The 16,289-nt window shown below is 54.5% G+C and carries 16 protein-coding genes; 7 read left to right on the forward strand and 9 right to left on the reverse strand.

The window, feature by feature from the left end:
* Positions 1 to 77 precede the first annotated feature (77 nt).
* The 7 genes from FKG95_RS30160 (at position 78) to FKG95_RS11670 (ending at position 10,032) form a co-directional block, all read left to right on the forward strand.
* Entirely contained in the window at positions 78 to 833 is a 756-nt protein-coding gene (locus FKG95_RS30160) for a MotA/TolQ/ExbB proton channel family protein (protein WP_246116744.1), read from the forward strand.
* Positions 820 to 1,422, forward strand: a complete 603-nt coding sequence (locus FKG95_RS11645; protein ID WP_142896510.1) for a hypothetical protein — start codon at positions 820 to 822, stop codon at positions 1,420 to 1,422. Before FKG95_RS30160 ends, FKG95_RS11645 begins: the two co-directional genes overlap by 14 nt.
* Positions 1,422 to 1,937, forward strand: a complete 516-nt coding sequence (locus FKG95_RS11650) for a hypothetical protein (protein WP_142896511.1) — start codon at positions 1,422 to 1,424, stop codon at positions 1,935 to 1,937. The genes FKG95_RS11645 and FKG95_RS11650 overlap by 1 nt, the downstream gene beginning before the upstream one ends.
* Positions 1,938 to 2,661: 724 nt before the next feature.
* On the forward strand, positions 2,662 to 4,155 hold the full coding sequence (locus FKG95_RS11655; RefSeq protein ID WP_142896512.1) for an asparagine synthase-related protein: 1,494 nt from the start codon (positions 2,662 to 2,664) through the stop codon (positions 4,153 to 4,155).
* Between the two features lie 321 nt (positions 4,156 to 4,476).
* Positions 4,477 to 6,252: an asparagine synthase-related protein gene (locus tag FKG95_RS11660; protein ID WP_179954063.1), complete on the forward strand. Its 1,776-nt coding sequence runs from the start codon at positions 4,477 to 4,479 to the stop codon at positions 6,250 to 6,252.
* Positions 6,253 to 6,686: 434 nt separating this feature from the next.
* Entirely contained in the window at positions 6,687 to 8,180 is a 1,494-nt protein-coding gene (locus FKG95_RS11665) for an asparagine synthase-related protein (protein ID WP_142896514.1), read from the forward strand.
* Positions 8,181 to 8,202: 22 nt separating this feature from the next.
* Positions 8,203 to 10,032 carry an asparagine synthase-related protein gene (locus FKG95_RS11670; protein ID WP_142896515.1) on the forward strand — a complete coding sequence of 610 codons (1,830 nt, stop codon included), beginning with the start codon at positions 8,203 to 8,205 and terminating at the stop codon, positions 10,030 to 10,032.
* Between the two features lie 11 nt (positions 10,033 to 10,043).
* On the opposite strand, the gene FKG95_RS11675 is transcribed toward FKG95_RS11670, so the two are convergent.
* The 9 genes from FKG95_RS11675 to FKG95_RS29910 all read right to left on the reverse strand — a co-directional run bounded on the left by FKG95_RS11675 (position 10,044) and on the right by FKG95_RS29910 (position 16,061).
* Positions 10,044 to 12,167 carry a LamG-like jellyroll fold domain-containing protein gene (locus FKG95_RS11675; protein ID WP_142896516.1) on the reverse strand — a complete coding sequence of 708 codons (2,124 nt, stop codon included), beginning with the start codon at positions 12,165 to 12,167 and terminating at the stop codon, positions 10,044 to 10,046.
* A 12-nt stretch (positions 12,168 to 12,179) separates the two neighbouring features.
* On the reverse strand, positions 12,180 to 12,605 hold the full coding sequence (locus tag FKG95_RS11680) for a hypothetical protein (RefSeq protein ID WP_142896517.1): 426 nt from the start codon (positions 12,603 to 12,605) through the stop codon (positions 12,180 to 12,182).
* A 256-nt stretch (positions 12,606 to 12,861) separates the two neighbouring features.
* A complete protein-coding gene (locus tag FKG95_RS11685; protein WP_142896518.1) occupies positions 12,862 to 13,314 on the reverse strand; it encodes a hypothetical protein in 453 nt (150 codons plus the stop codon).
* Between the two features lie 3 nt (positions 13,315 to 13,317).
* The gene (locus FKG95_RS29645; protein ID WP_179954064.1) at positions 13,318 to 13,494 is read right to left on the reverse strand and encodes a hypothetical protein; all 177 of its coding nucleotides are present in this window, start codon (positions 13,492 to 13,494) and stop codon (positions 13,318 to 13,320) included.
* Positions 13,491 to 13,766, reverse strand: coding sequence for a hypothetical protein (locus FKG95_RS11690; protein WP_142896519.1), 276 nt, complete (start codon positions 13,764 to 13,766; stop codon positions 13,491 to 13,493). The genes FKG95_RS29645 and FKG95_RS11690 overlap by 4 nt, the downstream gene beginning before the upstream one ends.
* A gap of 59 nt (positions 13,767 to 13,825) precedes the next feature.
* Complete coding sequence (locus tag FKG95_RS11695) at positions 13,826 to 14,035, reverse strand: hypothetical protein (protein WP_142896520.1); 210 nt, start codon at positions 14,033 to 14,035, stop codon at positions 13,826 to 13,828.
* A 25-nt stretch (positions 14,036 to 14,060) separates the two neighbouring features.
* Positions 14,061 to 14,801, reverse strand: a complete 741-nt coding sequence (locus tag FKG95_RS11700) for a phage terminase large subunit family protein (RefSeq protein WP_142896521.1) — start codon at positions 14,799 to 14,801, stop codon at positions 14,061 to 14,063.
* A 5-nt stretch (positions 14,802 to 14,806) separates the two neighbouring features.
* The gene (locus FKG95_RS11705) at positions 14,807 to 15,490 is read right to left on the reverse strand and encodes a terminase large subunit domain-containing protein (RefSeq protein WP_218940163.1); all 684 of its coding nucleotides are present in this window, start codon (positions 15,488 to 15,490) and stop codon (positions 14,807 to 14,809) included.
* Complete coding sequence (locus tag FKG95_RS29910) at positions 15,453 to 16,061, reverse strand: terminase small subunit (protein WP_218940164.1); 609 nt, start codon at positions 16,059 to 16,061, stop codon at positions 15,453 to 15,455. The genes FKG95_RS11705 and FKG95_RS29910 overlap by 38 nt, the downstream gene beginning before the upstream one ends.
* Between the last annotated feature and the right edge of the window lie 228 nt (positions 16,062 to 16,289).

A 16,289-nucleotide genomic window follows, 5' to 3' on the forward strand; every position in this document is an offset into this window, starting at 1 on the left:
AGAAGTCTGCGCAACAGATCGAAACAGCTGTCCACGCCCTTTGGAAGACTACGGTCAACTCTGGAGAGTCATGGACTATGGCATACGCGCAAACATCACCCTTTTCGTTAGATACCGAACCTACTGAAAACACTGAACATCAGGGTGATGCAGCCGGCGCGCAGCAACTCGCCTGGCTCACTGCGCAGAGCAAAGCCGCAGCCGACAATTCAAAAAGCCACCTTCTGATTCTTCGCTTTGCATTGGTGAATATCATCGCGGTCGGCCTGCTTGGGGCGGCCTACCAGCAAGGTCTGGTCGATCGCGTTTTGACCGCCGACAAGACCTACATCAGCGTCGCGATCTTTGTGGTTTTTCTGGCTGGCCTGGTCGTTTGTGCACGCCGCGTCTGGGAAACCAGCCACGATCTGGAACAGGTCCAGACGTTCGATCCGCTCCGCCAGAGCCATGCCACCACTTACCTGGCCAGCCTGCGCGGGCGTGCAGGCGACAGCCGGGCGCTCCTGGCTTCGTCCCTGCGCATGAAACTGACCCATCGCATTGCCGTGGTTCGCAATGTGGCCAATGCCCTCGTTCTCCTCGGACTGATTGGCACGGTGGTCGGTTTCATAATCGCGCTCTCGGGTGTCGATCCCGAGCAGGCTTCGGACGTCAGCGCCATCACCCCCATGGTCTCCACCTTGATCGAGGGCATGTCGACGGCGCTCTATACCACACTCGTCGGTGCGATCCTGAACGTCTGGCTAATGGTCAACTATCAGCTTCTGGCGGCAGGCACCGTCAAACTGATCACCGCGCTGGTTGAATTCGGAGAGAGCAATGGAAGGGCTTGATCACTTCGACGACAACACCGGCGATACGGTCTTTCGCGACATCATCTTTCTGGCGCTCGCCGGATTTGTCGCGATCGTCTTGCTGCTGCTGCCGCACCTGAATCCTCCGGCCAGGGCGGAAGCCGAGACGAACGCCCCCGGCAATGTCATCGTTGAGCTGCGCTGGCCGGACGAACTGAACAGCGACGTCGATCTCTGGGTCGAAGCGCCCGGCGACAAGCCGGTCGGTTACTCCAACAAGGGCGGCGTCTCCTTCAACCTGTTGCGCGACGATCTCGGTAACCTGGCCGACGCAACCCGCATGAACTACGAGGTGTCCTACAGCCGCGGCGTGCCCCATGGGGAATACACCGTCAACGTTCACCTCTACCGGAATCTCAGCGGCGCCGACAGCATCCCGGTCACCGTAGTGATCAGCGTCAAACCCTCGGAAGACGCCCCGGCCAAACAGATCCTCGCGACTTCTGTCGATCTTCGGCATGAAGGTCAGGAAATCACCGCCTTCCGCTTTTCGCTGGACGAGAAAGGCCGCCTGATTTCAGGCAGCGTGCACGACCTTCCGCGGCCTTTACGCTCAAGGAAATCCTGATGGATACCATTCGAATTATCTTTCCCATCGCCGTGGCCCTGGTCGCGATTCTGGCGCAAATCAGCGTCTGGTCTCCGCGCCGGCTCTGGGTCAAGATCACGGCGCTCGTCACCATGACTCTTTTCCTGCCGGTCGCTTACATCAGTCTCGAGACTCTGCTCAGCCGACCGAAACCGGTCGAGATGGACTGGGCTTCGGAAAATCTGACGGATGCCAGTGTGCTGGCCGCGCGGATCGACGAAGAAGAGTCGATCTATCTCTGGCTGGCGGTCGCAGGCATCGACGAGCCACGATCCTACGTGCTGCCCTGGACCGAAGAAACCGCCCGCGAACTTCACGCCGCCCAGCAAGGTGCGGAGCGCGAGGGAAGCGACGTCAAGATCCGCCGACCTTCCGAGTCAGGTGAAGACGACCAGGAGCCGATGTTCTACGCAGCGCCCCAGGAAACCCCGCCGGAAAAACAAACGGCAACGACCGGGCCACAGGTCTTTCAGCGCTCAGCCTCGAACCGGTAAAACCATCAAGATCCGTCGAGATATGAAAAAACCAAAAATCCCAGCAGGCTTTCGCAAACCACCCCTGCCCGGCCGCCGTCCCTTTGGCGACCATGGCGTCAGGAATGTAAACAGCCATGACTGTGACTATTCTCCCGGCCGACTGGTCGATCTAACCTCACGTTTCAGCGCCGCCGACTTACGTCTGAACCGGGCGCGAAGCGCGACGGGCAAAATCCTTCCCTTCCGGAGCGCTTTGAAGGCCACTTAAGCCGCCGCATGAGGTTGTACTCTACCCGGTCGATTTTCAACCCGGCGATCCGGAGCACCCCAGTTTCTCCCGACCTCCGGAAGGCGCCCCTGCCATCCGCAAAGGGAAAAACGCCAGGCAGATTGGCAAACCGCCTGATTTCGAGGCTGCCCGGGCCCCGCCCCGCAGGCCCCAATCCGCAATCCCCTCACTATACAATAGTTTTAGGGTTTCAGTGGTGCTAGACTTCGCGTAAATTTATTGATCTGCGAACGTCTATATATTTTTTGCCTTTTAAATGAACTGATCCCTAACGTGTAAAAAAGATTTGGGATCGCCTCCTTTTGCATAAGCTTGCCACGGGGCATAGGGAACACAAATTGGTCACACCGCTGCTTGGGTCGAATGGTTTTAGTACTCAGGTATTTTTAAATTAAAGTCATTTTAAATTTCACCCAAAGTACGGCCTGACGTGCCCAGGGTAGCTATGAATTTATGAAACCTGTGTATTTAAAACTTTCCTGGGGTCCGGATGGTGTTACAGCCGAAGGGGACCACACTTACTACCACGGCAATGCGATCGAACAGGCCGACGGCACCCGCAATGGTGTATACTCCGAATGGTCTTGGGACGGCGACACGCTGAAAGTCGGCACCTGCCGCTATGGCATGTCCCCGCTCTTTTACTATTGCGGCGACACTGAGATTTTCGTCTCCAACTCGATCCCTAAGCTGCTGGAACTCGGTGCTCCCAATGCATGGGATGACGACGCCATGGCGGTCTTTATTCGCCGGCAGACGTTCCTGGGTGAGGACACACCCTTCAAGCACATCCGCGCGACACCGCCGGGCGCAAGGCTGACCTGGAAAGACGGCCACATGACGCTTGAGGGCAAAGCCTTCGCGCCCAAACCACAGCACTTGAAGCGCTCGGCCATGATCGACGGCGTGATCGACCTCTTTGCCCAGGCAATTGCCCGTCGCTTGCCCCAGACCGACGAGTTCTACCTGCCATTGACCGGCGGCAAAGACTCCCGTCACATTTTGCTCGAGCTTAACCGCCAATCCGCTCTGCCTAAAGCCTGCGTCACCGCTTCATTTCCGCCCCCGCTCACCAACCAGGACCGAGAGATCGCCGCCCAACTCGCCGCCCGTGTCGGCGTCCCCCACATCACCCTGCCACCACCGCCACCGGGCATCGCCGACGAACAGCGCAAAAACATCGTGACGAGTTTTTGCACACTCGACCATGGCTGGACGCTCCCGCTTACCGACTTTCTTGCTGACAATGCGCCAGTCAGCTACGACGGATTGGGCTTGGACGTATTTTTTAACACTATCTGGTACAGCGACCACAGGGCACGGCTTTATGACGAGGGCGCCTTCGAAGCCCTTGCCATCGACCTGCTGCGTAACTCCGAAGAGGCCTTCTCCAAGATCTTCACGCGTGAATCCTTCGGGCGTTTCAGCCGAGAACGTGCTATCGCACGTCTGGTTGACGAGTTAAAACTTCACCCGGACAGGCCGCATCCGGTCGCAGCCTTTCAGTTCTGGAGCCGCACCCGGCGTACGACCAGCACTTTTACCTTCGGCATGCAAAACGCGATCCCACAGGTTCACACGCCCTTTTTAGATCACAGTCTGTTTGATTTTGTCAGTAGCCTGCCAAAAAGCGCCTTGCGGGAATCGCCCATGCACATTGATGTCATATCAACCGCATATAAGGACTTTGACGACATTGACTATAGTGTCGGTGGCGCAGACCAACGCGTAAACAAGAGGTATCCTCGAAGCTTCTCACAAGGTTTGCTTAGAAACAGTCTGCGCAATTTTTTTCAACCAAGCGTTTTGAACAGGATAAACACAGTGCCTTCACTTTTGAAAAGCTACCTGTCAGGGAACAAAATCGATCTCGAGTGGCTGAACCCTCATTTGTTGCTATGCGTTTATCAAATAGAATCGTTCGGATCGCCACAGACAACAAATTAGAAACTCTCATTCGTTCACGGCAGAACCTTTTATGGAGAGAAATGCCGGGTTGAGCGCGATGTCGTTTCCCGGAAAAGCTTACGGGCCCAATTGTCTCACCTTGGAGGTCAAAGATGACGAAAATAGAATAGAATCGAAGCCAACGAGCGCCCACCGCCATACGAAACCTGACATCTCTTGTCAGTTGCCCAGGCACTCAATTCAGACCCAGAGCGAGACAAGATGCACCGCAACGCATTAACGTCGAGGTTTATCGTTTTTTTGCCAGCCGTCCACGCTGCAAACACGTCACCTGTGAATAGCCCCTCAACAGATGCTTCAATGGCAAGCACGCGCCGGATGCAGGGCAAAGTGGAGCGCTATTGCGCGTCCCATAATCTAACCTCACTCCAAACAAAACACTATTATCTGGCCTGCGATCTCACTCGCGATCCGACCCAAACTTTGGAGCCTGCCGATAGAGCGCATCCCATCCTCGTCTGCGACTTGCTGCCGGGTAAAATTAGCGCCAGTCGAGAATTCGCTTTTGAGGAGGCGGCTGCGAACTGGAATGCGTGGCACGCCCATGCTGAAGCTGACGCCCAGGTCTACAATCTGATCTACGCGGAGAAAGAGAGCTTCGCGCTTGAATCTGATCCGCTTGGCATTAAGCCGGTCTACAGAGCTGAGACAGAAGGTGGCACGCTTGTTGCGAGCAGCATTGCGGACATCTGTTCGATTTCTCCGGAACTCTCACAGCATTTGGATCGAAATTCCATCGCTCAGTTTCTCCTCATGGGCTATGCGTTGGGACCTAGAAGTTTTCACAAGGGCCTGCATCGCACAGAAACAGGTGAGCGCATTGGATGGTCGAGAGCCGCTGGACTGGAGCTGTCACGACCGAGGCGTTACAGCGTTTCGGAGGAGATCAAGACCGGTATCCACTTAAATGCCGCTTTGTTGCAAGTGGAGAGAGCCATAAACGCAAGTTTGGAGCGCCACTCTTCAGGTGCGCGCAAACCGATCAACATCGCGCTGAGCGGCGGGTTCGACTCGCGCATACTTGCGGCGGCCATGAAGAGTCAAAACTATCCTATCCGCGCGTTCACCTATGGCAGGTGGCATCATCGCGAGCTGAGAACAGCCCGGCGGATTGCTAAAAGCATCGGCATCGAGCACAGACTCCTGGATTACCCACTCGATAACTATTACCAGAGACTGCCTCTCTTTATGTCAGCGGTTGAGGGACAGAGCGAGAGCAAAGTTACCCAAATCACAAACCTCCTGCAGATCGAGGCGGACAAGGGCTCGGCCCTTGTTCATGGTTTCCTCTCCGACCCCATCGCCGGCAGCCACCTGACGGACTGGTTTCCGAACGACGACCTGGAGAGTCTGGACGAGGTCGCAGACCGGCTCGTGAGAGCGCTCGCACCACCGCATTCACGACTTCAACTCGTTCAGAAAATCCTGGACTTCAAATTTGACTGGGACAGCTTCAAGGGCGAGGTCCGGTCGGAGCTTTGTCCTGCGGAGAGACCCTATCAGTCCGCCGTACTGTGGGATATCGAGAACCGGCAAAGGAAATTGATTTCTCCGCATCTGCTGATGCTTGGACAGAAGTTTGACGTCATCGCGCCTTTCTACGACCGCGAGATGTTACAGACCTGGATAAGCATGCCGAGGGTCGCCCTCGACAAGCGATATCTTCAACGCCAGCATTTGGCTTACAAGTTTCCCGAACTCGCGAAAATTCCACGGGATGAGGAGACAAGCCCGATCACGCCCAACCTGAAGAATCAACTGTTGCTCCTTATGGATACACTGGCTCGCAAGGCCTTCATAAAGCTCTACGGCAGTGTCAAAGGGTATCGCCCAGAATCCATCTGGTCGCTGGGTCAAGGCATGGCCAACGCATCGCAAATACAAAAAATGAATGACTCCATTCGCGACGGAGGCAAGCTATTGACAGAGGTATTTGATCTTCAGTTGAACCTCTCAGACGAAACGCTGGCGTTGATCCAGTCATCTCCCGAAAACGGTGATTATCAAACGACAAGACTCATCTTTCAGCTTGTCGAGTATGCCAAGTGGATCAAAGCCCTGCCTGTCTCAAAGTAGTTAGTCAGGCGAAATAGACTGGCACCTGCGCCTGGGCGCTTTACTCTCTGATCTTCGAGACTATCGCGGTTTCTGAGTTCCGCTTCTCATGAGCTGTGCAGCGGTTCCGTTGACGCCAACACCTGCCATTGTTGTCACACACTCCAACCAGAGAGTGTTCTCTGCGGCCAGCGATACTTTCGACCCCACCAACACTCTCAAATCGTGAATAACACCCTCCTCCCACACTCTTAAAAATGACGTCTGCCGAACAAAGCGAGCACTCATTCAGCACCTCGCTTTTATCTGACGGCAAGCGAGGTGTTGAGGCACACAAACGAGTCATGCTAAAGCTTGCCGAATGCACATTTATAGCTTAGGCAATCCTTTGCTTTTCGGCGGCTACACTACAATTGGTGTTCTTCATCTGAAATTTTCAGAAGTGTTATTGGTGCATGAAACCGGTCTTTCTTCAGCTTTCCTGGGGTCCGGATGGTGTTACAGCCGAAGGGGACCACACTTACTACCACGGCAATGCGATCGAACAGGCCGACGGCACCCGCAATGGTGTATACTCCGAATGGTCTTGGGACGGCGACACGCTGAAAGTCGGCACCTGCCGCTATGGCATGTCCCCGCTCTTTTACTATTGCGGCGACACTGAGATTTTCGTCTCCAACTCGATCCCTAAGCTGCTGGAACTCGGTGCTCCCAATGCATGGGATGACGACGCCATGGCGGTCTTTATTCGCCGGCAGACGTTCCTGGGTGAGGACACACCCTTCAAGCACATCCGCGCGACACCGCCGGGCGCAAGGCTGACCTGGAAAGACGGCCACATGACGCTTGAGGGCAAAGCCTTCGCGCCCAAACCACAGCACTTGAAGCGCTCGGCCATGATCGACGGCGTGATCGACCTCTTTGCCCAGGCAATTGCCCGTCGCTTGCCCCAGACCGACGAGTTCTACCTGCCATTGACCGGCGGCAAAGACTCCCGTCACATTTTGCTCGAGCTTAACCGCCAATCCGCTCTGCCTAAAGCCTGCGTCACCGCTTCATTTCCGCCCCCGCTCACCAACCAGGACCGAGAGATCGCCGCCCAACTCGCCGCCCGTGTCGGCGTCCCCCACATCACCCTGCCACCACCGCCACCGGGCATCGCCGACGAACAGCGCAAAAACATCATGACGAATTTTTGTACAGTTGAACACGGCTGGGCAGTGCCGCTTGTCGATTTTCTAAAAGCTAATACCCAGGCTAGTTTTGATGGACTAGGTCTCGATGTTTTTTTTAATACGATTTGGTACAGCGAACATAGAGCTCGACTATACGAGGAGAGTGCATTTGAGACACTTGCTACAGATTTACTTGGAGACTCTGAAGCCGCGTTCTCGGTGATCTTCACAAGCGAGACAAACAGACGTTTTTGTCGATCACGCGCGATCGCACGTCTGGTCAAGGAGTTAAAGATACACGCCAACTGTCCTCATCCAGTTGCAGCCGCGCAATTCTGGAGCCGCACTCGAAGGACAACAAGTACGTTCACATTCGGAATGCAAAACTCAATACCAACTGTTCATACACCTTTTCTCGATTTGGACCTGTTCGATTTTGTGTATGGCTTACCAAAAAGCTCGCTGCGAGAATCATCCATGCATGTAGATGTCATATCAAATGCTTACAAAAACTTTAGCGACATTGGATATTTTGTTCGGAAAGAACATCAAACCATCGATAAAAAATATTTAAGAAAACTCTCTTTGGATTTGGTTCGTAATAACTCACGGCACGTTACGAAACCAACTGTTTTAAATAGAAAGAAAACGAATTACTCACTGCTCAAGAGTTTTGTTACTGGAGACAAATTGGACTTGGATTGGCTTCAGCCAAACCTGCTTGCGTGCCTTTTGCAAATTGAAGGACATAACCACAGGCTGCCACGTCAATGAGTCATAACACTGAGACATTTTGATGATTAGCACTATTGTGACAACTAGATTTGTGGCATTTGTACCAGCACAAATCTACTCAGGTGATACAGAAATTCTTCGCAAGTTTACAGACTTGTGCGGAAATCAAGATCTAACGGTGTTGCGTAAAGCCCCGTACCTCATCGCATGTGAAGCCCCCCATCACGCAGCGCGAGCTGAAGGAACTCGAGATTTCTTGCTTTGCGATACCGTCATTGGAAAACTGAAATCCCCCCGCGATTTCCAGTTTTGCAGCGATAGAATCGACTGGGTTTCATGGCACAGAGAAGCTGCAAACAAAGCGCAACTTTACAATTTACTACTAGTTTCAAAAACTAAACTCGAAATAGAGTCTGATATTTTGGGTTTAAAGCCATTCTACGTTGCAACCCTTGAAGAGGGAACTCTGGTTGCTTCAAAACTAATAGACTTGTTCCGGATACGTGAAGAGTTAATCAAACCCATAGATAGTTTTGGTCTAGCGCAACTGATACTGACAGGACATCCATTTAGATCAAGAACAATCCACACTCAGGTCAGGCGCAGCGAAACTGGCGAACGATTGAGTTGGACAAAAGACTCAAGAGAAGTGTCTAGTTCAAGGCCACGTCGACTGAAGCCTTCAGCAGATGTACGATCGGATGCTGGACTTTTGGAGGCTGTTCATGAGATTGATAGTGCAATCTCCGACAGTGTTAAGCGTCACACCGTGGACGCTGCTCGCCCATTGAATATTGGGTTAAGTGGAGGCTTCGACTCAAGGATTTTAGCTGCCATTCTGCACAAACAGAATGAAGCAATACATGGCTATACCTACGGGCATTGGCATCATCGAGAAGTCCGGACAGCAAAAAGAATTTCTAGAGAATTAGGAATTGAGCATAAGATCTTACCCTATCCTCTAGATAATCACTTTCATCAAATGGAATTGTTTTTTTCTGAAATGGAGGGTCAGTCGGATAGCACCTCAGTTCAGATCGCAAATCTTATGCGTATCAATGCGCCGGCAGGTACGCCTTTGCTACACGGATTTATGTCCGATGCAGTCGCCGTCACTAGATTCTCTGACCAAAAGAATGGAGTCACACCGAAGAACCGCGATCAAGCATCGTTCAACTTGGCATCCTCAATGATAAAGTCCGATGCACATGCCAGATATGTATCGGAACTGGTCGGAGCCGATATAGATGTCATGTCCATCTGCAACGAAATTCGTAACGACATGACATCCGATGGATTGGCATACCATGCTGCTGTCCTGTGGGATGTCGAAAACAGGCAGCGCAGATACATTGCAGGACACCTACCTATGCTCGGTCAGAAGTATGATGTCATTGCGCCTTTCTACGATGAGAAGTTAATGTCGATATGGTTTTCGTTACCTCGGATTAGTCTAGACGAACGATATCTGCAACGCCAACAACTGGCGAAGCTGTATCCGAACTTAGCAAAAATTCCCCATTCGGAAGAAACCGCCCCAATCACACCAAGTTTGTCGAATCAATTACGGTTACTTATCGACTCTGTATTGCGCAAATCGTTTATCCCAACTTACCAAAAAATTGTTGGTTATAGAACGTCGAATATTTGGTCGTTAAGTGGAGGAATGGCGACAAATGAACAACGTTTAAAGATGCAAAGTCTTTTTTTAGGCAACCTCGATGAAACGGAACAAGTTTTGGGTTTGAACTCCTTCAACAACGACAGTGTGGCATCTTACTTTGAACGCGGGCCTTCCTCTGGAGACTACATCACTCCGAGAATTGTTTTTCAGACGAGTGCATATGCAAAATGGTTAGCAACTTCACTAGGCAACTCAACAAAAACCTAATGCCTGGGTATTTACCAAACGGCAGTGATGACACTACGAACTGTTGTAAAACCAACTACGGAAACTCGACCAAACATACCTGGGTAAGGTAATTGAGTGCTTGATCGTGTAAACCTGCCAAACGCGCCACTTTCTAACATATCTTGCAATGCCGCACCCACCGCCGATCCAAATTGCTGATAGTTGGATAAGCTATTAGAGCCGCGACGCGGTTCAAGAGTTGCTCCCTCAATACCATGGTTGATCTTATAATAATACGTGGTGAAACCGCTTGGTGCAGTGTTTTCTTGCTGTGTAATGTTTCCGCTGTAGCGCGCATCTACAGCATCGCTGAACTCAATCGCAACACTCGTAGGATCTCTAAAGATACGATCATCCGTGCTCCATGTCAGGTTATGGAAATCGATTATGAAGTCGAGTTCGTTATTCAAATCTGATGTAATCCAGTTCCTAACATTGCGACTCGCCTCTAAATCAAAGTCACCCCAATCACGATTTAGGTTCTTATGTGCGAACGTACCAGTGAACTCCGAACCAACTGGATGCCCCAGAAACAATCCGGTCGAATTAACCCAGACAACGAATACTTCAAAATTTCGCCTGACGTCAGCCGCCTCGTTGCTCGAGCCAATCAACCAATCCACAAACCCTTTCACTGCCCATTTCGCAACCATTTCACCAGAATGAACATTGGCAAACGCAAGTATCCGCAACTTAGCGCCTATCTTAGGGTGTACCAAAACAGAGTCATCTGCAATCCTGAGCGCGTGTTGCTTCAATGGGCCCGAGATACGCCCGTTTTCATCCTCAATTGAGGTCAAAGTCGATATCGATCCGTCCGTTTCGGCCCCGCTCGTAGGCGTCACAAATGGACTGCTCAGCCACTCACCTATGTCGTTAACAACATCTCCATAGTAATAACCCGGCTGATCAGCCACATATATGTCCGGTGTACTAAAACTAGAATTATTGGAGGCAGACAACGTGCCATTCGCTAGCACGTTATTGTCGAAGAGAGTCCACTCTTCTTTGCTACCTAATACGGGACGCCACCATAATTTCGTTTCGGGCGTAAATTTTTGATCAAAATCGAAGTCCGTTTCGGACAATCGGAACTCAATTGAGTTTACGCTGTTAACACCACTGACTAACGCCTGCACCGTCAGCCAATCATTTCCGGCGTTACGATATGGGAATTTTCGAGGGACCAGAGTTACTGTGGCATCTAAGCCAGAAAGCTGAACCGAACTTGCTCCTGCATCGAGCGTCGCGCCGTCAAATTCTCCACTGACTCCCACATCAGCAACTGGTGGAACTACCGTTGAGGTCAGCAATTGAGCTGGAACGCTCAAGCTTGATTGCCCCGAAAGAACGCTCTGACCAGAAGGCGTGGAGTTCGTAACTGATATTGTTTGCCTCAAAGAGGTCAAACGAGTCGAAGTCGACGCTAAGCCATAGGTAGGATCTAGCGCTTGATTTACATTTGATAGACTGGCGGTATTTGTGTTGCCGCCTATCACTGAGTTCCAATTGGAGAGGTAAGTTGTAGTTGGCTTGAGAAGAAAATCGTTGTTGGAGAATATTGCATCAGGTGGCAATCCTAACTCAAACTGAGATACTTCGGATTCGTCTGCAACGCGATCAACCAGAGCAAACCTAGCTATTTGTCCATTGATACCTCTATCAAGATGGGCTCGGTTTCCAATACATACATCACCATTAGTGGCGCCTAAGTTAGAGCCGGTTGAACCACCAAAAATAGCCTGCGAAACACCATTCACGTAAATCTTTGTGTTTAGCACAGAAGGCGCTGAACAGTCCGAACAAGTCCAAACAATTCGATTCCATTGGCCAACGGTTAGTACATCACTTGCGGTATACGCTTGACCGGTAACAGCACCAAAGTGAGCGGCGCGAACACTATTGTTTGTACCGCCTTCATCAGATAGCTGAAGAAGAAAATTTTGGAAGGTATCTTGCCCACTATTTCTGGTGGCACTAAAAAAATCATTGTTGATTTGAAACGCACTACCTGGCAAGAAAAAATCTAGAAGTATTGATTTTGCACCAGCGTTCAAGTTTCCAACGTTGCTGTAAACGACGCGAGATGAAGTACCATTAAACTCAAGAGCCATCCCACCCCACTCCTAAGCAGATTCAAGTTCGTCGACGTTCCACGAGGTAATCGTCACCAGGGCGTTGGCGCTGATTGCCAGGTTGTCGATTTCCATCTCGCCGCCTCCGCCGGCGACTGAAATAGCGCCGTCCTGGACCGGGTTAGCGTCGCCGTCGTAAGCTCTGAACCAGCCGGCGGTGCCGGCGGCGCTGGCGTTGGCGCTGGGCACGCCGTTGAGGGTGGCACGTGCGCCCGGGCTCTGATCGACGGCGTCGCCAAAGGCAGGGGTCTGCAGCGGAATCGTAACCAGGACCATCCCGGTCGCCGGCGCGTCGCCAAAGGCCGGCTGAGTTCCACTGCGCAGCTCAATGTATCCGGGCCCTGTGCCGGCATCCAGGCGGTCAACCTGCGCATTGCAGCGCGCCAACGCAGCGGCATTTGGAATTCGTGTGACCATGATTGTGTTCCTTTCTTATCTGGTTTGGATTTGATAACGGCAAGCCTTGCAACCGGCACGCCTCGCCCGTGCGCGGAACGCACGCGCCGGCCGGCAACGCCTGATGCCACTGCCCAGTGATGTCAAAGCGGTGAAGTCTTGGTTTGAAACCGGGAGTGGCTGCGGCGTCTTGGGGCTACGCCTGAACCGCACGTCCCGAAGCCCGGCGGTCGGCCTGGAGAGACCGAAAACACGAAGGCAATAGGATGGAAACCTCTCAGAGGCGGGTAAAGTTGAAGCTGGCCTCCAGGCCTTCGGCTGCGGTGACCGCCGAGAGCGCGACGCTCAGTTTGTCGCCTGTGGCAAAATCGTTGTCGTTGCCCGTTCCCAGTGCGGGCGCCTGCCCCGCCGTTGTCACCGCCACTGCATTCAGACCGCTCAGATCCACGCCGTTTTTCCTGACCGCCAGGCTCAGGTTACCCGCTGCCAGATCGAAATCGACGGAATCCAGCCGTGCGGCAGCCGGCATTTTGAAAACCAGTGTCACTTCGCCCCCGCCTGGATTGGGTTCGAAGTAGCTGACCGCGGCCTTCTGACCCGCCAGATTGATCGGAATCGCGGTCTTCAGGGATTGCCCGGTCATAGCTCTGGACTGACCGCCCTGGGTCAGCGCGATCAAATCCGTATCGCCCAGAACGCTCGTCGTGGCGAGCTCGGAAAACTTCGTCATGCTTTACTCCGTTGTAAAATTCATGCCGGCCTCGGTGGTCAGATTGCTGCCCGCTTCCGTCTGTATCACCGCATCGGCGACATAAGGCGCCCGCGCGCCGCCGCGATAGCCGGGCCGTTCGTCAACGCGCCAGGCGCACTCGCCAGACGCGGGTGTCGTCGCTGCGAAAGCGACCGTCATGGGATCTGCGAAACCCGGGCATAGAGACCACCTGGGGTCCCGCCTGTCACATCGGCGCGAATCCGCCCGGCGCCCAACTCAAAATTTGCCAGACCCGGACTGCCCAGCGTCACCTCGCTCCCCACATCCAGTGCTGTCGCTCCGTCGGGCCCCAGGTATTGTAAGGTTACCGCCGCACCGCCGAAGGCGCCGGTGACGGAAAACGTGCCGCGTCCGCCATTCCAGTTCCGCCATCCGGCGTTCTCGTTATTCGTGATCAGATTGAGTGTCATACTTGCTTATTCCTTTCGTTGCCTACTCCGCCGGACCGCGCCTGATCGCCAGCGCCCTCTCATTCTCCGAGCAGCCGCTTGCGCGCCGTGCTGGCATTGGTGGTCAGACCCTCGCCCCCGGTCAGGATCGTCGAGGCACGCCCCCGGGCCTTGCGCTGCCGTTCCCGCTCCGCGGCCGCCGCTGCCTGAACTTCGCTATCGTCCTTTTCCGGTGGCGGCGGCGGTGGTGGCGGTGCTTTGGGTTTTTTCGGTGAAATCAGTCCACCCATGGTTCACTCTCCAAATAAAGTTATGTCACTCGAACAGATCGTAATCGCTTCGCGCCAGTGCCGCGCGCTTACGCCGGATTGAGGGCACCGCGAAGCGCAGGCTCATCAGGCCGTAGCGGGTCGCCGCCATCAGGTCGTCGAACTCCTTCACCACCTTGCCGTCCTTGCGGTGATAGAGATTAAACTCGCTGAACCATTCGTTCAGATGGGCAAAAACCTTCAGACGGCCGGTCTGCATGCGCTCCAGCAGGATCATCAGTCCCGCCTCGACGCCGTTCGATCCGTCCGGGAACTGCGCGTGCGTCTTCAGCATGGCGAGTCCCTGATCCCGGTAAACTTCGGCCAGCATGCGCCCGCTGCCCTTGTCGTGCTGCAGGCCGTCGTGGGGCCAGGCCCAGGACAGGCTCCGCCCCCAGGATTTCAGGGCCGCCGCATGGATCACCGGCGTCTCCCGCTTGGCCTTGTAGGCATGGGTCACGTAAAGACAGTCCGCATCGCGGTCCCAGGCCAGCTTGACCGCGGCTGTGGGGTGATCCCACCCGAAATCCAGCGCGCCAATGACCGGCCAGTGCGCAGGGATCTCAAAGGGCGGACTGGTTATTGCTTCATCGCTGACCGGAAAGATGCGACCGGAACCCAGGACCGGTATGCCCTTTGCTCTGGCGTCGCGCTCGTGTGCCGGGTAGCTCCGAATGATCGCCTGGCGCTGATCTTCGTCGTAGTGCTCCGCGTCCCAGATGGTCATGGTGGTGACGTGCCGCGACATGGGCGCTAATTCCTCGCCCCTGGAGTAAAGCCGTCAGCGGGCATTGTGTCGCCGTCCGGCTCGGAGTCCGAAAGGAACAGCCGCACAACCTCGGACATGCCCAGCAGGGGCGTAAAGGTGATGATGGTCATGCCGCTGGTCGCGTTGGTCCGGGTCAGGCCTTCGGAGTAAATATCGAGCGGAGGCTCCTCATCGAACCAGACACCGTCCAGGGTCTCGCCCTGCCACTTCTCCCGGCCCTTTTCATAAGACTTGAACGCCAGGGTCGACGCTCCGCCGCTGCTGTGCCGAACCACGATGCCATCGACCGTATCCGCACCGCTCCGCGCGGCACTGGTGCTCAGGATAGCGTCCCCGGGGAGCGCCGCCGTGCCCCAGGCGTCCCTGCGCTGCGGCGGCCCCAGCAGCATGCGCTGCGGATTGTCCCGCGTGGATTCCGCCGTCACGCCCGCCGCCCAAAGACGCACGGGTCGCGCGAAGCGCCGCCCCCGCCACCAATCCGGATAACGGCCGGTCAGATGCATCGCCCACTCCGACGCACCAGCCAGTGTCTTACCCAACTGATTGCCTGCCATGAAGAGGCGCTCGCGGTGCGCCGCACCTGCATCGTGAAACCGGCGTTGCTTGTCGTAGGGCCGGTAGCGGCTCAGTTCATTCTTTTCCAGCCGCCTCAGCTTCTCGCGCTTCAACGCGAACCTGGATTCCTTCAAGTGCCGCAATCCGCCGCTCAAGATCCCGTTCGAGTTCGTCGAGGTCTTCGTCGCTGAGGTCATCGAAGCCGCCGCCTTTCCTATCCCGTTTTTCGCCGAACAAACCGAGTTGCCGTCCGAGCAGTTCCAGTGCTTTGTTGGCGACACTGCCCTGTTGACTGTAGCTGCCCACGGTGCGCCCACTGCGGTCGCGCAGGGGTTTCAGCCCCAGGGAACGCTCGATGTTTTCCACCAGGCATTCGACGATCCAGTCCTTGTCGACGGCGCGCCCGCCACCGGAGCGCAGCAGGTCTTCCAGCGCGGCCTCTGGGTTCTCCATCCCTGAACCGGCGTCGGGATCATGGCTCTCAAGCGCATCACTGCTGCCCGCCCTATCGGCGCGCAGTTCATCGATCCGGGCCAGCAGGTCGGCACGCGTGAGCAGCTGCTGCGCTCGCACCTTGGGATTTTCAGTCCGGTAACCCGCCGCCGTGACCGCGTCCCGGGGCTGCATGCCCGACGCCACCAGGTCGGCAAAAGCCTCCTGGCGGTTGCTTCTCAATCTCGGCATGAAACTCCTTTTGTATCGCGTGCCGGCCGCCAAAGCGTGCGCACCGCCCACTACGGTTTTCGCAAGCCCGGAAGCTTGCATTCCACCTGTCATTGGGTATTTGAAAGACTGCTTGGTCTTCTGCTCCAGCTCCAGAAAGCGAAAAACCTCTCCGACCTGAAGCCCCTGCGTCAGAGCAAAAAAAATCCCGCTCCGGTCTTCACCGTCACGAGATACGGACCCATTGGC

The sequence above is a fragment of the Denitrobaculum tricleocarpae genome, assembly GCF_007004665.1.
Taxonomy (GTDB): Bacteria; Pseudomonadota; Alphaproteobacteria; order Kiloniellales; family Kiloniellaceae; genus Denitrobaculum; species Denitrobaculum tricleocarpae.